The following is a 19,221-nucleotide window of genomic DNA, read 5'->3' as shown; positions in this document are numbered from 1 at the left end:
CGTCAGATGGGGATAAGAGATTGGGGGGGAAGCGCCGCCGCGGGCCTCGTTGCCGCGCGGGGGGGCATAGTGTGCCAGCCTCATGCGAGGCGGCGGGAGGCTGCGTGTTCGCACCGGGGTGTGCCTGGCCGGTGTGCGGCCAGCAAGGAGCGCGGATTGCCCCTCGGCCTCGCATGCGCGCCTGGCCCGTTCTGCTGATTGCCGCCCTTACCACCGCCGGTGTGGCCGCCTGGGCCGTCCACAGTGGCCGTGTCGCGGTACCGCCCGAGTGGAATCCCTGGGCGCCACTGGACATCGCGGCCGAGCCCAATTGGCTCACGCGCCACAAGCTGCGGCGTCTGGCCAAGGACCCTGCGCTGTGCCGTGCCGTGCTGTCGCGCGACGCGCTGGAGCACACCCCCGTGCCCGACAACGACCTGGGCAATGGTTGCGGTTGGCGCGACGCGGTGCGCGTGGACGACGCCCGCTTCGCGCCGGCCTTCACTCTTACCTGCAAGGCTGCGGTGTCCCTGGCGATGTGGGAGCGCCACGACCTGCAAGTCGCCGCGATGATTCACCTGGGCGCGCGCGTCACGCGTGTCGAGCACCTGGGCAGCTACGCGTGCCGCAACGTGCGCGGGGCGGGGGGCGAAGGCTCACGGCGCAGCCAGCATGCCGCGGCCAATGCCCTGGACGTGACGGGCTTTCGGGTGGCCGACGGGCGCCGGGTGCGTGTGCTGACCCACTGGCTCGGCGATGGCGCCGAGGCCCGCTTCCTGCGGGAAGTGCGCGATGGCGCCTGCCACTTTTTCGACGGCACGCTGAGCCCGGACTACAACGCGGCGCACCGCGACCACTTCCACCTAGACCGTGGGTCGTTCCGGATGTGCCGTTGACAATGCACCGCCACCCGCCTCGGGAAAGGTCTCGGGAAAAGACCCATGAAACCCTACCTCTCGCTCATCACCCTCGCCGTCACCGACCTCGATCGCGCCCTGCGCTTCTACCGCGACGGCCTCGGTCTGCCCACCGAAGGCATCGTCGGCCAGGACGTCGACCACGGCGCGGTCGTGTTCATCGATCTGCAGCCCGGCCTCAAGCTCGCCCTGTTCCCGCGCGACAACCTGTGCCACGACGCCGGCATCGCGTCCGGCCCGCCGAGTCCCTCCAGCATGAGCCTGGCGCACAACGTCGGCTCGCCCGAGGCCGTGGACGCGGTGATGCGCGAGGCCGAGGCGGCTGGCGCGCGCATCGTCAAGCCCGCCCAACCCACCTTCTGGGGCGGCCACGCGGGCTACTTCATGGATCCGGACGGGCACCTGTGGGAGGTGGCGTGGAATCCGGCGTGGCCGCTGCCGGAGTGAGGTGCGCTCCTGGGCCATGATGGCGTTGTCTCCCTCGCCACAAGGCACCACCTTATGCCACCCGTCATCCACAGCCTGCTCGACACCGACCTCTACAAGTTCTCGATGTGGCAGGCCCTGCTGCACCGCCACCCCACCACGCAGGCGCGCTACAGCTTCGTCTGCCGCAACACCAGCGCCTACCCGTTGGCCGAGCTGGTGCCCGAGGTGAACCGCGAGTTGGACCACCTGTGCTCGCTGAGCTTCCAGCCCGACGAATTGGCCTATCTCAAGGGCCTGCGCTACATCTCGTCCGACTTCGTCGACTTCCTGCGCATCTTCCGTTTCCAGCGCGACTTCATCCACGTGCGCGCCGCCGGCGAGTCGATCGACATCGTGGCCAGCGGCCCGCAGGTGCACGTGATGGCTTTCGAGATCTTCGTGCTGGCCATCGTGAACGAGCTGTATTTCCGCCGCTTCGACTCGACGGCCGCGCTGGCCGAAGGTCGCCGCCGCCTGACCGCCAAGATCGAGCTGCTGCGCGCGTTCGAGCGTGAGCCCGCGCGCCGCCACCCCTTCGAGCTGTCGGACTTCGGCGTGCGCCGCCGCTACAGCGGCGCCTGGCAGCGCGAGGTGGTGGCCACGCTGCGCGACGGTGTGCCGCAGTTCTTCAAGGGCACGTCCAACGTGCTGCTGGCCAAGGAACTGGGTCTGCCACCCATCGGCACCATGGCGCACGAGTACCTGCAGACCTACCAGACCCTGGGCGTGCGCCTGCGCGACTTCCAGAAGGCCGCGCTGGAGGACTGGGTGCAGGAGTACCGCGGCGACCTCGGCATCGCGCTCACCGACGTCATCACCATGGACGCCTTCCTGGCCGACTTCGACCTCTACTTCGCCAAGCTCTTCGACGGCCTGCGCCACGACTCCGGCGACCCCATCGAATGGGGTGAGAAGGCCCTGGCTCACTACGGGCGCCTGCGCATCGACCCGCACACCAAGCGCCTGGTGTTCTCCGACGGCCTGGACCTGCACCGCGCCCTCGCCATCTACCGCCACTTCGCCGACCGCACGCAAATGGGCTTCGGCATCGGCACGCACCTCACCAACGACGTCGGCCTGGAGCCGCTGAGCATCGTGATGAAGCTGCGATCGGCCAATGGCCAGCCCGTGGCCAAGATATCCGACACGCCGGGCAAGGCCCTGTGCGACGACGCCACCTTCCTGGCCTACCTGCGCCAGGTGTTCGACGTTCGCGACCATGCTGCGGTGCCGCAAGAAGCGCACGCGCGCTGATATCGGCACAAGCCATATCTCCTATCCGAAATTCCGACTTGTGATGGGCCAGCAAGGCCCCTAGTCTGCGTCGCCACAACACCCACGAAGCGACGGAGACAAGCCATGGACACCCCCCTGCGAGCGGCGCCGCTCGACGAAGGCACCGCCTACCTGCGCAAGCGGATTTCCCACGAAGGCCGTCTCACCGAGGTGGGCCACGGCACGCCCATGGGCGAACTGCTGCGCCGCTACTGGCACCCGGTGGGCCTGTCCTCGCACGCCACCGACACGCCGCGCGAGGTGCGCATCCTCGGCGAGGACCTGGTGCTCTACCGCGACAAAAAGGGCCGCCCCGGCCTGTTGCACAACCGCTGCTGCCACCGCGGCACCACGCTGTACTACGGTCGCGTGGAAGAAGAAGGCATCCGCTGCTGCTACCACGGCTGGCTGTTCAACGCCGAGGGCCGCTGCCTGGACCAGCCCTGCGAGCCCGACGGCGGCGCCGCGCACCGCGGCAAGGTGCGCCAGCCCTGGTACCCCGTGCAGGAGCGCTACGGCCTGATCTTTGCCTACATGGGCCCGCCCGAGCGCAAGCCCGTGCTGCCGCGCTACGACGCGCTGGAAGAGCTCGACCCCGGCGAATTCATCGACGTGGACGACACCAGCATCGGCAGCGGCGGCGGCGCCGTGGCGCCCTGCAACTGGCTGCAGCACTACGAGAACGTCATCGATCCTTTCCACGTGCCCATCCTGCACGGCAACTTCAGCGGCACGCAGTTCACGCCCACCATGAACCTCATGCCGCAGGTGAAGTTCGATGTCACCGAGCGCGGCGTCAAGGTGTTCAGCACGCGCCAGCTCGACGGAGGGCAGGTGATGAAGCGCACCACCGAGGTGGTGCTGCCCACGCTGCGCGTGGTTCCCAACCCCTACGTGGGCAAATACGGCAAGGTCGAGTCCATCGGTTGGACCGTGCCCATCGACGACACGCACTACCGCATCTACACCGCCGCGCGCGTGACGAAGAAGGGCGAGATCCTGCCGCGCGCACCCGACGCCGCCACCCGCCCGCGCTGGGACCAGATGACGCCCGAGCAGCGCCGCGACTTCCCCAACGACTGGGAGGCGCAGGTGGGCCAGGGCCCCATCACCCTGCACGGCGAGGAACACCTGGCCACCACCGACCGCGGCATCGTCATGCTGCGCCGCCTGCTGGCGCGCCAGGTCGAGGCCGTCGAGCGCGGCGAAGACCCGGTGGGCGTGCACTTCGACGAGGCCTCGGCCTACGTGCGGCTCGAAGCGGGGCAGTACGTCGAACCCGCCGAGCCGACCAAGAACTGATTCCCGCGTTCCCGCCCCACCACAAGACACAACACGACAGGAGACAAGCCATGCAACGACGCCATCTCTTGGGGGCCGTGCTCGCGGCGGCCACCGCCTGCGCCGGCCTCATCGGTGCCACCGCCGCCCACGCGCAGGAGCCGGTCACCCTGCGCTACGCCACCTTCCTGCCCCCGGGCGGGCTGTTCACCAAGGACGACGGCGTGATGGGCCGCTGGGCCAAATCCGTTGAAGAGGCTTCGGGCGGCGAGGTGAAGATCCAGATCCTGCCTGGCGGCACGCTGGGCGCGGCGGGCCGCAACCCGGGCGCGCAGCTCAAGCTCGTCACCGATGGCATCGCCGACATCGCCTTCGTCATCCCGTCCACCACGCCGGGGCGCTTTCCCGACGACAACCTCTTCGGCCTGCCCGTGAGCGAGAGCGCGGCCGAGGGCTCGCTCACCTTCTGGAAACTGCACGAGCAGGGCCTGATGCGCGGCTACGACGACAAGTCCTTCTACATCATCGGTCTGCTGGTGAACCCGCCCAACGTGCTGCACACCAAAGGCCCGGTGAACAAGATGGAAGACCTGCGCGGCCTGCGCCTGCAGGCCAGCGGCGCCGAACAGCAGGAACTGATCCGCGCCCTGGGCGCCACGCCGGTGGGCACCGTGTCCGTGCGCGAGGCGGCAGAAGCCATCAGCCGTGGCGTGGTGGACGGCACGCCCAAGGACTGGCTGGCCCTGCACTCCTTCCGCATCGCCGACGCCACCACGAACCACATCAACATCCCCATGGGCGCGTCCACCATCATGTTCGCGCTCAACCGCGCCAAGTACGACAGCCTCTCGCCCAAGGCCCGCGCCGCCATCGACCGCTTCAGCGGCGAGCCCTTCGTGCGCATGGCCGGCAAGCTGTTCGACGAATACACCAACGCCAAATACAAGGAAACGGTGGACGACAAGAAGCGCAGCGTGATCACCCTGCCGCCGGATGAGCGCGCGCGCTGGGACAAGGCCATGGGCACCGTGGCGCAGGACTGGCGCCAGCGCGACGCCGCCAACGAGCGCCTCTGGCAGGCGTTCACCAAGACCCGCGCGCAGGTGCGCGGCGAACTGGGCATGAAGTGATGGCCACCGGGCGCGCGCCCGGTGCCGGCTCAGGCCGCCAGGGTGTCGGCGGCTTCGGCGGCGGTGTGCGCCACCTGGCGGATTTCCTCGCGCAGCCAGCGCAGGCCCGGGTCGTCTTCGGTGCCACGGTCCCAGTACAGGCAGGAGCGATAGCCCTCCAGGTGCACCGGCAGCGGCAGGGTCTGCAGCCGGTCGCCGAACAGGCGCGCCAGCCGCGCGGGGAACACCGAGATCATGTCGCTGCGCGAGATCACGTCGGCCGCCTGGTCGAAGCTGGGCATGGACAGGCGCACCAGGCAGTGGCGCCCGTGCCGCGCCACGCTGTCCTCCAGCACGCTCTCGATGTTGGGGTAACGGAAACCGAAGAACACATGCGGCCATTGGCAGAACGCTTCCAGCGGGTCCTCATGGCCCGTGAACCCCGGGTGCCCCTTGCGCGTGACGAGCACGAAGTGCTCCTCGAACAGCACGGCCGAGTTCAGGCCCGAGCGCATGCTCGGCTCGGGTGCGCAGCCCAGGTCCACGTCGCCGCGGCGGATGCGCTCGAACAGCGTGTGGAACTGCGGCGGCTCCCAGGCGATGCGCACGCTCGCGTTCGTGGCGTGCAGCCGCGCCATCAGCGGCGCCAGGATCAGGCGGCTGCTGTAGTCGCTGCCCGCGATGCGGAAGATGCGGTCGGAGCTCGTCGGGTCGAAGCTGTGACCGTTCTCCAGCAGGCGGCCCATGCGCAGGAGCAAGTCGGCCACCGCGTCGGCCATGGACAGCGCCAGCGGCGTGGGCGACACGCCGTGCGGCGTGCGCTTGAACAGTGGGTCGCCAAAGGTGCGACGCAGCTTGGCCAGCGAGCCGCTCACCGCCGGCTGGCTCAGGAACAGGCGCGCCGCCGCGCGCGACACGCTGCGCTCGCGCATCAGCGCGTCGAAGGTGCGCAGCATGCCGATGTCGAGGGCGCGCAGATCGATGCGATTGGGCTTGCTCATGCAGGCTCTGGGGGTGGGGACCGTCGTGAGGGAGCGGCGATTCTGGACCGGGACCCCCATCGAAGGGCATAGGGCATGACCCTGCCATCGCGCGACAACACAACATTTGCCCCAGGAGACATCCCATGAACGCCATCGACGCCGCGCTGCGCCGCTTCGCCTACTGGCTGGCGGCCGCCGGCCTGTGCCTACTGTTCCTCAACGCCATCGCCACCGTGCTCGACGTGCTGGGCCGCACCCTGTTCGCCACGCCGATCGACCGGCTCAGCGACGTCTCGGGGCTGATCTACATCCTGGCCGCGGCCTGCTGCGTGCCCGCGGCCACCGCGCAGTTGCGGCACATCACCATCAAGCCTTTCGAGGAGCGGCTCGCGCCACGTCCCTACGCGGCGCTGGAGGGCCTGGCCGCGTTGCTCAAGCTGGCCGTGTGGTGCGTGCTGGCCTGGCAACTCTGGGCGCACGCGGCCGAGATGGACGCCACGCACCAGACCCTGTCGCAACTGCGCAGCGTGCGGGTGGCGCCGTTCTGGACTTTCGTGGCGCTGGCCATGAGCTTCAACGCCCTGCTCGAAGCGCTCAACCTGCTGCGCTTCGCGCGGGTTGCGCTCGGTGCGCTGCCACCCGACAAGGCCGCTCCCGCCGAATCCGCCAACATGCTCTGAGCCCGGGCCGACCACCATGTCTTCCACCACCATCATCCTGTTCGGCTTCGTCGGCCTGTTCGCGCTCATTCTTCTGCAGGTGCCCATCGGCGTGGCCATGATGATCTCGGGCGCGGCCGGCTTCGCCGCCATCGTCGGCGTGCAGCCCGCGCTGTCCATGTTCGGCGGCGAGGTCGCGTCCTCCTTCGCCAGCGCCGACCTCGCGCTCATCCCCATCTTCCTGCTCATGGGCAACTTCGCCAGCGCGGCGGGCCTGTCCACCGACCTCTACCGCCTGGCCGACGCCTTCGTGGGCCACCGGCGCGGCGGTCTGGCCCTGGCCACGCTGGGCGGCTGCGCGGGCTTCGGCGCGCTGTGCGGCTCCTCGCTGGCCACCGTGGGCACCATGCACCGCGTGGCCTACCCCGAGATGCTCGCGCGCGGCTACCCGCCGCACTTCGCGGCCGGCACCATCGCCGTCGGCGGCACCCTGGGCATCCTGGTGCCACCGTCCATCATCCTGGTGGTGTATTCGGTGCTGGCCGAGACCTTCGTCATCGACCTCTACATCGCCGCGCTGCTGCCCGCGCTCATGGCCGTGCTGTTCTACGGCGTGGCGGTGGTTGTCTACGGCCTGTTCCGCCGCGACGCCATGCCCGCCGGACCGCGCCTGCGCTGGGCCGAGCGCCTGGTGGCGGTGCGCCAGTCGCTGTTCGTCATCGCGCTGGCGGGCCTGGTCATCGGCGGCATCTACGCCGGCATCTTCACCGCACTGGAGGCGGCCTCGGTGGGCGCGGTGCTGAGCTTCAGCGCCTACCTGCTGCGCCGCGGCTGGCAGCGCGCCGAGGTGTTCAAGCTCATCGGCGACACGGCCAGCGTCACCGGCATGATCTACGTGATGGTGATCGGCGCCTCGGCGTTCAACTACTTCGTCACCGTCAGCGGCGTGGCCGACCTGTTCATGGCGGCCGTCAACGCCACCAGCCTGCCGCCCTGGGGCGTGATCGCCATGATCCTCGTCGTCTACATCGTGCTCGGCGCCTTCTTCGACGAGGTGGCCACCATGCTGATCACCCTGCCCTTCGTGCTGCCGCTGATCATCTCCTGGGGCTACGACCCGTTGTGGTGGGGCATCGTCAACGTCACCGTCATCATGATCGGCCTGTTCTGCCCGCCCATCGGCCTGAACGTGATGGTGATGCACGGCCTGGTGCGCAACGTGCCCCTGCGCCGCATGTACGTGGGCGTGCTGCCCTTCCTGCTGGCCGACTTCCTGCGCCTGGGCCTGCTGGTGGCGTTCCCGCTGATCGCGACCTGGCTGCCCACGGCCATGCGTTGAATGCAGGGGCGGCCACAATCGGCCGTCTCTTCTGCCGCACCGCCACCTTCATGAGCCAGACCATCGACGGACCTGACGGCCAGCCGCGCTGCCGCTGGTGCGCCTCCGCACCCGAGTTCCTGCCTTACCACGACCGCGAGTGGGGATTCCCCGTCAGCTACGACCAGCGCCTGTTCGAAAAGCTCAGCCTGGAGGCCTTCCAGTCGGGCCTGAGCTGGCGCACCATCCTCGCCAAGCGCGAGAACTTCCGCGCCGCATTCAAGGGCTTCGACTTCCACCGCGTGGCGCGCTTCACCGAACGCGATGTCGAGCGCCTGCTGGCCGACCCAGGCATCGTGCGGCACCGCGGCAAGATCGAGGCCGTGATCCACAACGCGCGCTGCGCGCAGGAGATGGCGAAAGCCGAGGGCTCGCTGGCCGCGTACTTCTGGCGGCACGAACCCGGGCCCGGCGAACTGGCGCCACCGCAGACCGCCTCCACCTCGGCCACCTCCATCGCCTTGTCCAAGGACCTGAAGAAGCGCGGCTGGAAGTTCGTGGGCCCGACCACCGTCTACGCCTTCCTGCAGGCCATGGGCCTGATCAACGACCACGCCGAGGGCTGCGTGGTGCGCGCGGAAGTCGACCGGGCGCGCCGCGCCTTTCGCCGCCCCGGGGGCTGAGTTCCACCGCGCGACAGCGGGTGTTCCGCCACGGAACACCCGGGCATGGGGATTGCCCGAGGGTGCGGTGTCGCCGCGCCGGCGCGAACATGCCAACCCGCGCTGGAGAACCCCATGAACACCCCCACCGAATCGCTGGCCCGCGGCCCCACGCAGCCACCCCTGCGCGAAGACACCATCGGCGCCGCGCTGGACGCCACCGCGCGCGAACACGCCAACCGCGAGGCGCTGGTGATCCCGAGCGAAGGCGTGCGCTGGACCTGGGCCGAACTGCGCGAGCGCGCCGACGAGCTGGCCGCCGGCCTGCTGGCCATGGGCCTGCAGCCGGGCGACCGCGTGGGCATCTGGGCGCCCAACTGCAGTGCCTGGACGCTGACCCAGTTCGCCACCGCGCGCGCCGGACTCATCCTGGTCAACATCAACCCCGCCTACCGTGCCAGCGAGCTGGCCTACGCCCTGCACAAGGTGGCCTGCTGCGCCCTGGTGCTGGCGCCCGCGCTCAAGACCAGCGACTACCTCGCCATCCTGCGCGGCGTCGCGCCCGAACTGGACCACTGCGAGCCCGGCCAGTTGCAGGCCGTGGCGCTGCCCGAGCTGCGCTGGGTGGTTCGCCTGGGCGAGGAGCGCACGCCGGGCATGCTCAACTTCGCCGACGTGAGCGCGCGTGCCACGCCGGCCGCGCGCGAGCGGCTCGCCGCCATCGGCCCGCGCCTGAAGGCGCGCGACCCGATCAATATCCAGTTCACCAGCGGCACCACCGGCCACCCCAAGGGCGCCACGCTCACGCACCGCAACATCCTCAACAACGGCTTCTTCGTGGGCGAGGCCATCCGCCTCACGCCGGCCGACCGGCTGTGCATTCCCGTGCCGCTGTACCACTGCTTCGGCATGGTCATGGGCAACCTGGCCTGCGTCACCCACGGCAGCACCATGGTCTACCCCAGCGAGGCCTTTGACTCCGCCGCCGTGCTGCGCACCGTGCAGGCCGAGCGCTGCACCGCGCTCTACGGCGTGCCCACCATGTTCATCGCCGCGCTCGACCACCCCGACTTCGCCAGCACCGACCTGCGCACGCTGCGCACCGGCATCATGGCCGGCTCGCCCTGCCCCATCGAGGTGATGAAGCGCGTGCAGAGTCAGATGAACATGGGCGAGGTCACCATCGCCTACGGCATGACCGAGACCTCGCCCGTCTCCACCCAGAGCGCGGTGGACGACCCGCTGGAGCGGCGCGTGTCCACCGTGGGCCGCGTACAGCCGCACCTGGAGATCAAGATCGTCGACGCCGATGGCCGCACCGTGCCGCGCGGCACCGTGGGGGAGTTCTGCACGCGCGGGTATTCGGTGATGCAGGGCTACTGGGGCGATGCGGAGAAAACGGCCGAGGCCATTGACGCCGAGGGCTGGATGCACACCGGCGACCTGGCCACCATGGACGACGAAGGTTTCGTCAACATCGTGGGCCGCTTGAAGGACATGGTGATCCGTGGTGGCGAGAACGTGTACCCGCGCGAGGTGGAAGAGTTCTACTACCGCCACCCCAAGGTGCAGGACGTTCAGGTGGTGGGCGTGCCCGATGCGAAGTACGGCGAGGTGCTGTGCGCCTGCATCGTGGTCAAGCCCGGCCTGCGCTGCACGGCCGACGAGCTGCGCGCCTTCGCGCAGGGCCAGATCGCGCATTACAAGGTGCCGGCCTACTTCGAGTTCGTCGAGGCCTTGCCCATGACCATCACAGGCAAGATCCAGAAGTTCGTGCTGCGCGAGCAGATGACGAAGAAGCTGGGACTGAAGGCCGCATTGACAGCCTGATCACGCCAGCCGCGTGCCACAGGCCTCGGCAATGAGGTTGGCCAAGCCCTGCATGGCCTCGGGCAAGTCGGCCCGGTGCACGAGGCCGATGTCGCGGTGAAAGGTGTGCGCGCCCAGGTCCAGCGCGCGCACGCCCGCCGGCCAGCGGCGCCGGTCGGTGGTCTGCGGCAGCAGGGCCGCGCCCAGGCCCGCCGCCACCAGGCGCACGATGGCCTCTTGCTCGTCGAGCTCGCACACCTCCCGCACCGCCAGGCCGTTGGCCCGAAGGAAGCGGTCCACCTGCCGGCCGCCGAAGGAGCTGCGGTCGTAGCGGATGAAGGGCAGGCCCGTGAGCAGTTCGCGCCAGTCGCCCGCGGGCGCGCCGCGCGGCACCAGCAGGCGGAAGGGCTCGCGCGCCAGCGGTGTCCAGCGCAGGTCGCTGTGCAGCGCGAACGGTGGCCGGATGATCAGCGCCGCGTCGAGTTCGCCCGCGTCCACCGCGTTGAGCAGCGTGGTGGACACACCGGGCACCACGCGCGTGCGGCTGCCCGGCCACTGGCGGTGGAACTTCACCAGCGCCTGTGGCAGCACGGCCTGCTGCACCGAGGCGATGGCGCCCAGGCTCACGAACACCGCCTGCCCCTTGGCGCGCTGGCGCGAGCCGAGCTGGCCGTAGAGCTGGATCAGTTCCTGCGCCTGCGCCAGCGTCTGCTGGCCGCGCCGGTTCAGCCGGGCCGAGCGGCCCGTGCGGTCGAACAGGGTGAAGCCCAGTTCCTCCTCCAGCCGCTTCATCTGCGCGCTCACGGCCGCCTGCGTCAGCCCGATGCGCTGGCCAGCCGCGGCGAAGGTGCCCTCGCGGGCCACGGCGACGAAGGTCTTGAGCTCGGGAATCATGCACAAAGGATACTTGTGCTCGGCTTAAAAAAGGATTGATTTTCTTTTGGCTTATCAGGGCCTAGCATCGCGGCTTTCCCCTTCCACCCACGAGCACCCGTCATGAGCACCGACACCATCGCCCCCGCGCCCACCATGCGCGCGCCCACCACCAACCCCGCGCCCATGTCGCCCTTCCACCTGGCCTTCCCGGTGCACGACCTGGACGCCGCTCGCCGCTTCTACGGTGAGACCCTGGGCTGCCCCGAGGGCCGCAGCTCGCCCGAGTGGATCGACTTCAACTTCTACGGCCACCAGATCGTGGCCCACCTGGCGCCCGAGGCCTGCGGCGGCGCGGCCGTCAATGCCGTGGACGGCCACGGCGTGCCCGTGCGCCACTTCGGCATCGTGCTGCCCCTGGCCGACTGGGAGGCCATGGCCGAGCGCCTCAAGGCCCTGGGCACAAAGTTCGTCATCGAGCCCTACATCCGCTTCAAGGGCCAGCCCGGCGAGCAGGCCACCATGTTCTTCCTCGACCCCTCGGGCAACGCCATCGAGGTCAAGGCCTTCGGCGACATCAATAAGCTCTTCGCCAAGTGAGCCCCAGCCGCTTCGAGCCCGTGCGGCTCGAGCACGCCAGCCGCCTCATCAACCACGGCCCCACCGTGCTGGTGACCAGCGCGCACGGCGGGCGGCGCAACCTGATGGCGGCTGCCTGGTCCATGCCGGTGGAGTTCACGCCGCCGCGCATCGCCGTGGTGATCGACAAGAGCACCTTCACGCGCGAACTCGTCAGCGCCAGCGGCGCCTTCGGTCTGTGCCTGCCCGGCCTCGCGCTGGCCGATCTCACCTACAGCGTGGGCCAGCGCAGCGGGCGCGATGGCGACAAGTTCGAGCGCTACGGCATCGAGGCCGTCACCGGCCCGGTGCTCGGCATGCCCCTTGTCGAGCGGGGCTGCGCCGCCTGGCTCGAATGCCGCCTGATTCCCGAGCGCCACACCGAAGACGCCTACGACACCTGCTTCGCCGAGGTCGTGGCCGCCGCCGCCGACCCGCGCATCTTCGCCAACGGGCATTGGCTGTTCGACGAAGACAACGCCGACCTGCAGACCATCCATCACTTGGGCGCGGGTCTCTTCGTGCGCTCGGCTGGCGCCGTGCAGGCCCAGGCGCTCTAACCCTCCGAACCCCGTTTCACGCCGCGTGTCCTTGCACGCGGCGCTTGCATTCGTCCGGCAATGCAAGTAGATTTGCGCCATCGATGGTCTTGCAAATTTCAAGTGCATCGACTTGGTGCATCGAGAACCCCACTTTGATGCGCGTCCCACCTTTCACGAGGATCACCGCATGAACACCCTTCGCCGAGTCCTGTTGGCGGTCGCCGCCTTGTGCGCGACCGTGAGCGGCAGCGCCGCCATCGCACAGTCCCAGCCGCTGGTGGTCGCCACCGACACCGCCTTCGTGCCCTTCGAGTTCAAGGAAGGCGACAAGTACGTGGGCTTCGACATCGACCTGTGGGACGCCGTCGCCAAAGAGCTGGGCCTGAGCTACCGCCTGCAGCCCATGGACTTCAATGGCATCCTGCCCGCGCTGCAGACGAAGAACGTGGACGTGGCGCTGGCCGGCATCACCATCAAGGACGAGCGCAAGAAGGTCATCGACTTCTCCGACGGCTATTACGACAGCGGCTTCATGCTGCTGGTGCCGGCCAACAGCAAGATCAACGGCGCGGCCGACCTCAAGGGCAAACAGCTCGCCATCAAGACCGGCACCTCGGCCGCCGACTACGCCAAGGCCAACTTCCAGGGCACCGAGCTGCGCCAGTTCCCCAACATCGACAACGCCTACCTCGAGCTCATGACCGGCCGCGTGGACGCGGCCATGCACGACACGCCCAACGTCCTGTACTTCGCCAACACGGCGGGCAAGGGCAAGGTGAAGGTGGTGGGCACGCAGATGATGGCGCACCAGTACGGCATCGGCTTTCCCAAGGGCAGCCCGCTCGTGCCCAAGGTGAACACCGCGCTGGCGAAGATCAAGGCCGACGGCCGCTACAACGCGATCTACAAGAAGTGGTTCGGCACCGAGCCGCCCAAGCCCTGAACGCCCGAGCGCGCGAACCCCACCATGGATTTCGACGTCTCGGTCATCGTCAAGGCCATTCCGGCGCTGCTGCAGGGCGCCAAGCTCACGGTGCTCATCACCGTGGTGGGCCTGTTGGGTGGCACGGTGGTGGGGCTGGTCTTCGGCCTCATGCGGGCCTACGGCAACCGCCTGCTCGACACCCTGGGCTTCCTCTACATCGAACTGGTCCGCGGCACGCCCATCGTGGTGCAGGTCATGTTCATCTACTTCGCCCTGCCCGTCATCGCCGACATTCGCGTGGACCCGTTGACGGCGGCCATCGTCTCCATCGTCGTCAACTCGGGCGCCTACATCGCGGAGATCGTTCGCGGCGCCTTCCTCTCGGTGCCCAAGGGCCTGCGCGAGGCGGGGCTGGCGCTGGGCATGCCGCTGTGGCGCGTGCTGGCCTTCGTCGTGGGGCCGGTGGCCTTCCGGCGCATGACGCCGCCCTTGGGCAACCAGTTCATCGTCAGCCTGAAGGACACCTCGCTGTTCATCGTCATCGGCGTGGGCGAGCTCACGCGCCAGGGCCAGGAAATCATGGCCGCCAACTTCCGCGCGGTGGAAATCTGGAGCGCCGTGGCGGTGATCTACCTCTGCATGATCGGCGCGCTCACCTTTGCCCTGCGCACGGTGGAAAAACGGATGCGCATCCTATGAACATGGTCGAATTCCGGAAGGTCAGCAAGCGCTTCGGAGCCACCGTGGTGCTCGACGGCGTCGACCTCAGCATCGGTACCGGCGAGGTGGTGGTGCTCATCGGGCCCTCGGGCTCGGGCAAGTCCACGCTGCTGCGTTGCATCAACGCGCTCGAGACCATCGACGGCGGCGACCTCGTCGTCGACGGCCGCAGCGTGCGCGGTGGTCCGTCCACCGTGCGCGAGATCCGGCAGGAGGCTGGCATGGTGTTCCAGCAGTTCAACCTGTTTCCTCAGATGACCGCGCTGCAGAACGTGGCCTTCGGCCCGCGCCAGGTGCGCGGCACGCCGCGCGCGCAGGCCGAGCAGGAAGCGCGGGCGCTGCTGAAGAAGGTGGGCCTGGCTGAACGTGAGCAGCATTTCCCCAGCGAACTCTCGGGCGGGCAGCAGCAGCGCGTGGCCATCGCGCGCGCCCTGGCCGTCAAGCCCAAACTCATGTTGTTCGATGAGCCCACCTCCGCGCTCGACCCCGAGCTGCGCCAGGAGGTGCTGCGCGTGATGCAGGCGCTGGCTGAAGAAGGCATGACCATGATCGTGGTCACGCACGAGATCGCCTTTGCGCGCCAGGTGGGCACCCGGCTCATCTTCATGGAGCACGGCCACATCGCCGTGGACGGCCCGCCGGCCGAACTCATCGCCCACCCCAGCAATCCCCGGCTGCGCGACTTCCTGCAGCACGTCGAATAGCGAATCGCATGCTCGCTTACCTGCAACTCGAAGGCTCCCCGTTCGAGGTGGGCCAGGCCCTGGGCCGCTTCGGCGCGGCCGCCCTGCAAGGCTACGCCGCCCGTTCGCCCGCCTGGGCGACGGTGATGCGCTGGCGGGGCCACGCCGCGGTGGCCGCCATGGCCGAACTCGTGCGCGCGCGCCAGCCCGCCATATGGCAAGAGCTGCAAGGTCTGGCCGCCGGCCTGGGCCTGCCCGCCGAGGACGTGTTCCTGTGGAACTGCCGTGGCGACGTCTGGGCCATGGCGCCCGATGGCTGCACCACCGTGCAGTTGCCTGCCACCGCGCCCGACGCCACGCCCGTGGTGGCCCACAACGAAGACGGCGACCCGGCCTTCCTCGGCCACTGCGCCATCGCGCAGATCGCCGTCACCGGCGGCGCGCGCTTCGCCTCGTTCGTCTACCCGGGATCCCTGCCCGGCCACACCTTTGCCGCCACGGCGTCGGGCTTGGTGATGACGGTGAACAACCTGCGCACATTGGAGGTAGGTCTGGGCCTGCCGCGCATGGTGGTCACGCGCGCGCTGCTCGACGCCGCCGGCGTGGACGCGGCGCTGGAGCAGTTGGGCGCCATGCCGCGCGCGGGGGGCTTTCACCTCACGCTCGCGCAGGCCGGCCTGCCTTGCATCACCAGCGTGGAGTTCAGCGACGCCGTGCTCTCGGTGCAGACCGTGGAGCGGCCCGCGGTGCACGCCAACCACATGGTGCACGCCGCCATGGCGAACCGGCCGCAGATCGTCACCGGCTCGTCCGGCCACCGCCAGTTGCGTGGCGAGGACCTGTTGCGCCAGCACGAAGGCGAGGCCATCGACCCGCTGGACATCCTCTTCGACCAGGGCGATGCGCGCTACCCCATCTACCGCGACCGCGCCGACGACAGCGACCACGAGAACACCATGGCCACGGCCAGCTTCGAACTGGGCGCGGCGCACGTGGACTGGGTGGTGCGCACGGGCGGCCGCCGCGAAACCTCGTTTAGGATGCGCGACGCCCTCCGCCTGTAGCCGTCGCACACCGCCCCCATGCCCAAACCCGCACCGCCCGTGGCCAGCACCGTGGACGAACTGCGGGCCCTGGTCGTGGCCATCAACCGCGGCGACGCCAGCGTCTCGCTTGGCGGCAAGGCGCTTGCCGTGCTGGCGCGGCTCGTCGAGCAACCCAAGGACGTGGCGCTCAGCACCATCACCGAGCTGGGCGATCGCATGGGCGTCAACCCGTCCACGCTCACCCGCCTGGCCACGCGCCTGGGCTTCGCCGGCTTCGCCGACTTCCAGGCCGTGTTCCGCGAACACGCCATGCAGGGCGGGCCGCACTTCTACACCCAGCAGGCTCACCGCCTGCTCGAAGACGCCTCGGCCGAGAGCCCGCGCACCGCGCGCGGCGTGGTCGCCAAACTGGCTCAGGAATCGATCCGCAATGTGGACGCCTTCCTCGGCCAGCTCGACGAGGCCGAACTCGCCAAGGCCGCGCGCCTGCTGGCGCGAGCGCCGCACGTGCGCATCCTGGGCCTGCGGCAGATGCACTCCATCGCCAGTTTCCTCACGTACGGTCTGGGCATGCTGCGCGCCGAGGTCTCGCTGGCCGACGGGCCCGGCCTGGGCGTGGCCGAAAGCCTGGCCCAGATGTCGCGTGGCGACGCGCTCATCGTCAGCAGCGTGGCACCCTACACCCGCATGGTGGCCGACGTGGCTCGCGCGGCGGCCGACGCCGGCGTGCACGTCATCGCCATCACCGACACCCGCGCCTCGCCCCTGGCGCCGCCCGCGCGGCACGCCTTCTTCATCCCGCACGACAGCAGCTTCATCAGCAACAGCATCGGCGCCTACGTGGTGTTCTGCGAAGGCCTGATCAACCTGGTGGCGCGCGAGCTGGGTGACAAGGCCCTGCAGGCGCTGGCGCGGCGCGAGGGGTTCATCGCCGAACTGGGAATCGAGACGGGTTGAGTTGCCGGCTCAAGTGGTGGCCGCGAACGCCGCGTGGTACGCCACCTCGCCGCGTGGCACCCCGCCGTCGAAGGCCAGGGCCATGAAGTACTCGGGCGGCACGCCGGGGTAGACCAGGCCTTCGCGCACCGCGAAGCCCCAACGCCCGTAGTAGGCGGGCTCGCCCAGCACCACGCAGCCTTCGGCGCCCAGGGCTTTCAGGCGGGCCAGGCCATCGGTCATCAAGCTGCCGCCGATGCCCGTGCCTTGCAGCGCCGGCAGCACCGAGATCGGGCCCAGGCCATACCAGCGCCCCCCGCCCCCGGCGATGCTCTCCGGCGAGAAGGCGATGTGGCCGACGACGTGGCCGGTCTCATCCACCGCCACCAGCGAGATGGTGAGCGCGCCCGCCGCTCGCAGTTCGCGCACGATGGCGGGCTCGGTGCCGCCGCTGTGGGGGTTGTCGGCGAAGGCCTTGGCGATGAGCGAGCCGATGGCGGGGGCGTCGGGGGGTTGTTCGGGGCGCAGCTGCATGGGCTGGATTGTCCGCGCCGACAGGCCTATGCTGGCGTGCTGGCTCCACGAGCCCGGCGGCTCCTGCGGCGCAGCGCCCCTGAACCCGGCGAAAGGAGTGCGTATGTTGGCCAATGCGACGGTTACCACCATGCTCCCGGTCATCGACATGGCGCGGGCGCGTGAGTTCTACGAGAAGCGCCTGGGCTTGGTGCCCGGTGGCTTGCGACCGGACGGCAAGTTCGTCTACCGCGTGGGCGGCAGCACGCTGGCGCTGTTCCCGAAGCCCGAGGGCACCAAGGCCGAACACACCGCCATCAGCTTCCAGGTGGCGGACATCGCCGCCACCATCGACAGTCTGAAGCGCACCGGCGTGGTGTTCGAGGACTACGACTTCCCCGACTTCAAGACGGTCGACCACGTGTGTGTGCTGGGCGCGGAGAAGGCCGCGTGGTTCAAGGACCCGGAGGGGAACTACCTGTGCCTGCACGAGGATCTGGCGCCGGGGGGCGAGATCGCGATGTGAGGCCGCGCCTTGCGTTCAGCGGGCACCGGTCGCCGCTTCCTCGATCCGCAGCCAGGGCCAGCGCGTCTGGTAGGAAGCGGCCTTGGCGCGGAAGAGATCTCGGTGGTCCGTCAGCGGGTTGGGCGTGAGCACGCCCGCGTACAGACCGTCCAACCCGTGGGGTGCATAGACCTCGACGCTCCCTTTGGCGGGGCGCACAGCCACGCAGGTGGCGGGGACCAGGAAGCGGTCGATCCCGTCCTGGGTGCGTCGCAGGCGCGGGTACGGGTGGCCAAAGTGTTCCGGGTACCAGAGGTGCACGCGGGCTTGATTCTTCACTTCGATGTTCACGCCCAGGTGGCCCAGCGCCCGGTCCACGCGGGCCTGCACCGCAGCCTCGGCGGCTTCGGACAAGTCATCTCCATCGAAATAGAAGATGTCGTAGTCCTTGATGCCTTCCTCCGCAGGCCGCCCGCTACTGAGGTTCCACACGGTCTGGAACAGGCAGCCGGCAACGAGCCAGCCATCCGGCAGAGCCAGTTGCGGCCACGCGATGAGGATCGCGTGGTTGATGGGGTTGGCGAGGACCTGGGCGACGAAGCGATGTTCGTCCGAAGCGGCAATGTTCATCGAGGGAGGATGGCGTTGACGACGAGCGCGGGGGGCGGGCTTTAGCGATTCAGCACCAGTTCCGCCAAGCCATCCAACTCCTGCTTGCGCCGCTCCCAGTCTGGCAAGGCCGCGCCGAGCAGGCGATAGAACCGCTCGCTGTGGTTGTGCTCCTTCAAGTGGCACAGCTCGTGAGCCACCACGTATTCGACGCAGGCCTTCGGTGCCTTGATCAAATCGGGATTCAATAACAGTGCCCCCTTGGGAGAGCAACTGCCCCATTGGGTGCGCATGCTTAGCAGGCGCCAGGGCGGCAAGGGCTGGGGTAGCCTCATACGCGCTGCCATGTTGACCAGCGCCTGCTCGAACACCGCCGTTGCGCGTTCCCGGTACCACGCGTTCAACAGGTGACGCACGGCATGGGCGCTTGACTCCGGTGTCGTCACCTCCAGTCGTCCTCGCCACAAGCGCGCACCGGCGTTGGCTCGCTGGGTCGCCAGCACCTTCAGCAGGTACCGCCGCCCCAGGTAGAAGTGCGTCTCCCCGCTCACGTACTCCCGCGGCAGCACGTGGCGCTGCCGCGCGCGCTGCGCTTGCAGCTCCCGCCACACCCAGGCCGCGCGCTGGCGCACCGCCTGTTTGACGTCCTGCAGTTCACTGCCTTCCGGCGCGTCCACCATCACCCCGCCGTCAGGCATGACATGGATAGCGACGCGGCCCTTCAGGCGCGGTTGTCGCCGCAGCGCGAAGCCGATGCGCTGATCGCCGTAGGCCACGGAGTACCGCGCCAC

At 69.1% G+C, this 19,221-nt stretch carries 22 protein-coding genes; 17 read left to right on the top strand and 5 right to left on the bottom strand.

Annotation, left to right across the window (positions count from 1 at the left end; translation table 11 throughout):
• Window positions 1-173: 173 nt before the first annotated feature.
• The 5 genes from BN948_RS20545 to BN948_RS20525 all read left to right on the top strand — a co-directional run bounded on the left by BN948_RS20545 (window position 174) and on the right by BN948_RS20525 (window position 5,050).
• A complete protein-coding gene (locus BN948_RS20545) occupies window positions 174-875 on the top strand; it encodes an extensin-like domain-containing protein (protein WP_009519473.1) in 702 nt (233 codons plus the stop codon).
• Between the two features lie 45 nt (window positions 876-920).
• Complete coding sequence (locus tag BN948_RS20540) at window positions 921-1,343, top strand: VOC family protein (protein ID WP_009519474.1); 423 nt, start codon at window positions 921-923, stop codon at window positions 1,341-1,343.
• Between the two features lie 54 nt (window positions 1,344-1,397).
• Complete coding sequence (gene pncB, locus BN948_RS20535) at window positions 1,398-2,618, top strand: nicotinate phosphoribosyltransferase (protein WP_009519475.1); 1,221 nt, start codon at window positions 1,398-1,400, stop codon at window positions 2,616-2,618.
• A 105-nt stretch (window positions 2,619-2,723) separates the two neighbouring features.
• A complete protein-coding gene (locus BN948_RS20530) occupies window positions 2,724-3,941 on the top strand; it encodes an aromatic ring-hydroxylating dioxygenase subunit alpha (protein ID WP_009519476.1) in 1,218 nt (405 codons plus the stop codon).
• 50 nt (window positions 3,942-3,991) lie between these two features.
• Window positions 3,992-5,050 carry a TRAP transporter substrate-binding protein gene (locus tag BN948_RS20525; RefSeq protein ID WP_009519478.1) on the top strand — a complete coding sequence of 353 codons (1,059 nt, stop codon included), beginning with the start codon at window positions 3,992-3,994 and terminating at the stop codon, window positions 5,048-5,050.
• 29 nt (window positions 5,051-5,079) lie between these two features.
• Here the strand turns inward: BN948_RS20525 and BN948_RS20520 are convergent, their stop codons facing one another.
• Window positions 5,080-6,030, bottom strand: coding sequence for a LysR family transcriptional regulator (locus BN948_RS20520; RefSeq protein WP_009519479.1), 951 nt, complete (start codon window positions 6,028-6,030; stop codon window positions 5,080-5,082).
• Window positions 6,031-6,155: 125 nt separating this feature from the next.
• On the opposite strand from BN948_RS20520, the gene BN948_RS20515 reads away from it, so the two are divergent.
• The 4 genes from BN948_RS20515 (at window position 6,156) to BN948_RS20500 (ending at window position 10,481) form a co-directional block, all read left to right on the top strand.
• Window positions 6,156-6,692: a TRAP transporter small permease subunit gene (locus BN948_RS20515; RefSeq protein WP_009519480.1), complete on the top strand. Its 537-nt coding sequence runs from the start codon at window positions 6,156-6,158 to the stop codon at window positions 6,690-6,692.
• A gap of 16 nt (window positions 6,693-6,708) precedes the next feature.
• Window positions 6,709-8,010, top strand: a complete 1,302-nt coding sequence (locus tag BN948_RS20510; protein WP_009519481.1) for a TRAP transporter large permease — start codon at window positions 6,709-6,711, stop codon at window positions 8,008-8,010.
• Between the two features lie 50 nt (window positions 8,011-8,060).
• On the top strand, window positions 8,061-8,672 hold the full coding sequence (locus BN948_RS20505; RefSeq protein ID WP_009519482.1) for a DNA-3-methyladenine glycosylase I: 612 nt from the start codon (window positions 8,061-8,063) through the stop codon (window positions 8,670-8,672).
• Between the two features lie 114 nt (window positions 8,673-8,786).
• Complete coding sequence (locus tag BN948_RS20500) at window positions 8,787-10,481, top strand: AMP-binding protein (protein WP_009519483.1); 1,695 nt, start codon at window positions 8,787-8,789, stop codon at window positions 10,479-10,481.
• Here the strand turns inward: BN948_RS20500 and BN948_RS20495 are convergent, their stop codons facing one another.
• Window positions 10,482-11,354 carry a LysR family transcriptional regulator gene (locus tag BN948_RS20495; RefSeq protein WP_009519484.1) on the bottom strand — a complete coding sequence of 291 codons (873 nt, stop codon included), beginning with the start codon at window positions 11,352-11,354 and terminating at the stop codon, window positions 10,482-10,484.
• A 135-nt stretch (window positions 11,355-11,489) separates the two neighbouring features.
• Here BN948_RS20495 and BN948_RS20490 point away from each other — a divergent pair, with 135 nt between their 5' ends.
• The 7 genes from BN948_RS20490 (at window position 11,490) to BN948_RS20460 (ending at window position 16,824) form a co-directional block, all read left to right on the top strand.
• Window positions 11,490-11,933, top strand: a complete 444-nt coding sequence (locus tag BN948_RS20490; protein ID WP_035623520.1) for a VOC family protein — start codon at window positions 11,490-11,492, stop codon at window positions 11,931-11,933.
• Complete coding sequence (locus tag BN948_RS20485) at window positions 11,930-12,511, top strand: flavin reductase family protein (RefSeq protein ID WP_009519486.1); 582 nt, start codon at window positions 11,930-11,932, stop codon at window positions 12,509-12,511. The genes BN948_RS20490 and BN948_RS20485 overlap by 4 nt, the downstream gene beginning before the upstream one ends.
• A gap of 169 nt (window positions 12,512-12,680) precedes the next feature.
• Window positions 12,681-13,436, top strand: coding sequence for a glutamine ABC transporter substrate-binding protein GlnH (glnH, locus tag BN948_RS20480; RefSeq protein ID WP_009519487.1), 756 nt, complete (start codon window positions 12,681-12,683; stop codon window positions 13,434-13,436).
• A gap of 24 nt (window positions 13,437-13,460) precedes the next feature.
• Window positions 13,461-14,117, top strand: a complete 657-nt coding sequence (gene glnP, locus BN948_RS20475; RefSeq protein WP_009519489.1) for a glutamine ABC transporter permease GlnP — start codon at window positions 13,461-13,463, stop codon at window positions 14,115-14,117.
• On the top strand, window positions 14,114-14,842 hold the full coding sequence (gene glnQ / locus BN948_RS20470) for a glutamine ABC transporter ATP-binding protein GlnQ (protein ID WP_009519490.1): 729 nt from the start codon (window positions 14,114-14,116) through the stop codon (window positions 14,840-14,842). The genes glnP and glnQ overlap by 4 nt, the downstream gene beginning before the upstream one ends.
• An 8-nt stretch (window positions 14,843-14,850) precedes the next feature.
• Window positions 14,851-15,885: a C45 family autoproteolytic acyltransferase/hydrolase gene (locus BN948_RS20465; RefSeq protein ID WP_009519491.1), complete on the top strand. Its 1,035-nt coding sequence runs from the start codon at window positions 14,851-14,853 to the stop codon at window positions 15,883-15,885.
• 18 nt (window positions 15,886-15,903) lie between these two features.
• Complete coding sequence (locus BN948_RS20460) at window positions 15,904-16,824, top strand: MurR/RpiR family transcriptional regulator (protein ID WP_009519492.1); 921 nt, start codon at window positions 15,904-15,906, stop codon at window positions 16,822-16,824.
• A 9-nt stretch (window positions 16,825-16,833) separates the two neighbouring features.
• Here the strand turns inward: BN948_RS20460 and BN948_RS20455 are convergent, their stop codons facing one another.
• Complete coding sequence (locus BN948_RS20455; protein WP_009519493.1) at window positions 16,834-17,337, bottom strand: GNAT family N-acetyltransferase; 504 nt, start codon at window positions 17,335-17,337, stop codon at window positions 16,834-16,836.
• Between the two features lie 103 nt (window positions 17,338-17,440).
• Between BN948_RS20455 and BN948_RS20450 the strand changes: the two genes are divergently transcribed.
• Window positions 17,441-17,842 (top strand): VOC family protein, encoded by a 402-nt coding sequence (locus BN948_RS20450; RefSeq protein ID WP_009519494.1) that lies wholly within the window; start codon window positions 17,441-17,443, stop codon window positions 17,840-17,842.
• 15 nt (window positions 17,843-17,857) lie between these two features.
• Here the strand turns inward: BN948_RS20450 and BN948_RS20445 are convergent, their stop codons facing one another.
• A complete protein-coding gene (locus tag BN948_RS20445) occupies window positions 17,858-18,451 on the bottom strand; it encodes a nucleotidyltransferase family protein (protein WP_009519495.1) in 594 nt (197 codons plus the stop codon).
• 41 nt (window positions 18,452-18,492) lie between these two features.
• Window positions 18,493-19,221 (bottom strand): M48 family metallopeptidase, encoded by a 729-nt coding sequence (locus BN948_RS20440; protein ID WP_009519497.1) that lies wholly within the window; start codon window positions 19,219-19,221, stop codon window positions 18,493-18,495.

Origin of the sequence: Hydrogenophaga intermedia, assembly GCF_000723405.1 — a bacterium.
Classification (GTDB): domain Bacteria; phylum Pseudomonadota; class Gammaproteobacteria; order Burkholderiales; family Burkholderiaceae_C; genus Hydrogenophaga; species Hydrogenophaga intermedia.
Note: the sequence above shows the minus strand (reverse complement) of the source record. Positions and strands in the feature narration are given on the sequence as shown.

What these genes read in the sequence shown, in the direction of transcription:
- BN948_RS20465 (WP_009519491.1), top strand. Translation starts at nt 14,851, where the DNA reads ATGCTCGCTTACCTGCAACTCGAAGGCTCCCCGTTCGAGGTGGGCCAG.
- glnP (WP_009519489.1), top strand. Translation starts at nt 13,461, where the DNA reads ATGGATTTCGACGTCTCGGTCATCGTCAAGGCCATTCCGGCGCTGCTG.
- BN948_RS20525 (WP_009519478.1), top strand. Translation starts at nt 3,992, where the DNA reads ATGCAACGACGCCATCTCTTGGGGGCCGTGCTCGCGGCGGCCACCGCC.
- glnH (WP_009519487.1), top strand. Translation starts at nt 12,681, where the DNA reads ATGAACACCCTTCGCCGAGTCCTGTTGGCGGTCGCCGCCTTGTGCGCG.
- BN948_RS20500 (WP_009519483.1), top strand. Translation starts at nt 8,787, where the DNA reads ATGAACACCCCCACCGAATCGCTGGCCCGCGGCCCCACGCAGCCACCC.
- BN948_RS20445 (WP_009519495.1), bottom strand. Translation starts at nt 18,451, where the DNA reads ATGAACATTGCCGCTTCGGACGAACATCGCTTCGTCGCCCAGGTCCTC.
- BN948_RS20505 (WP_009519482.1), top strand. Translation starts at nt 8,061, where the DNA reads ATGAGCCAGACCATCGACGGACCTGACGGCCAGCCGCGCTGCCGCTGG.
- BN948_RS20490 (WP_035623520.1), top strand. Translation starts at nt 11,490, where the DNA reads ATGCGCGCGCCCACCACCAACCCCGCGCCCATGTCGCCCTTCCACCTG.
- BN948_RS20450 (WP_009519494.1), top strand. Translation starts at nt 17,441, where the DNA reads ATGTTGGCCAATGCGACGGTTACCACCATGCTCCCGGTCATCGACATG.
- pncB (WP_009519475.1), top strand. Translation starts at nt 1,398, where the DNA reads ATGCCACCCGTCATCCACAGCCTGCTCGACACCGACCTCTACAAGTTC.
- glnQ (WP_009519490.1), top strand. Translation starts at nt 14,114, where the DNA reads ATGAACATGGTCGAATTCCGGAAGGTCAGCAAGCGCTTCGGAGCCACC.
- BN948_RS20510 (WP_009519481.1), top strand. Translation starts at nt 6,709, where the DNA reads ATGTCTTCCACCACCATCATCCTGTTCGGCTTCGTCGGCCTGTTCGCG.
- BN948_RS20540 (WP_009519474.1), top strand. Translation starts at nt 921, where the DNA reads ATGAAACCCTACCTCTCGCTCATCACCCTCGCCGTCACCGACCTCGAT.
- BN948_RS20460 (WP_009519492.1), top strand. Translation starts at nt 15,904, where the DNA reads ATGCCCAAACCCGCACCGCCCGTGGCCAGCACCGTGGACGAACTGCGG.
- BN948_RS20530 (WP_009519476.1), top strand. Translation starts at nt 2,724, where the DNA reads ATGGACACCCCCCTGCGAGCGGCGCCGCTCGACGAAGGCACCGCCTAC.
- BN948_RS20495 (WP_009519484.1), bottom strand. Translation starts at nt 11,354, where the DNA reads ATGATTCCCGAGCTCAAGACCTTCGTCGCCGTGGCCCGCGAGGGCACC.
- BN948_RS20520 (WP_009519479.1), bottom strand. Translation starts at nt 6,030, where the DNA reads ATGAGCAAGCCCAATCGCATCGATCTGCGCGCCCTCGACATCGGCATG.
- BN948_RS20455 (WP_009519493.1), bottom strand. Translation starts at nt 17,337, where the DNA reads ATGCAGCTGCGCCCCGAACAACCCCCCGACGCCCCCGCCATCGGCTCG.
- BN948_RS20515 (WP_009519480.1), top strand. Translation starts at nt 6,156, where the DNA reads ATGAACGCCATCGACGCCGCGCTGCGCCGCTTCGCCTACTGGCTGGCG.
- BN948_RS20545 (WP_009519473.1), top strand. Translation starts at nt 174, where the DNA reads ATGCGCGCCTGGCCCGTTCTGCTGATTGCCGCCCTTACCACCGCCGGT.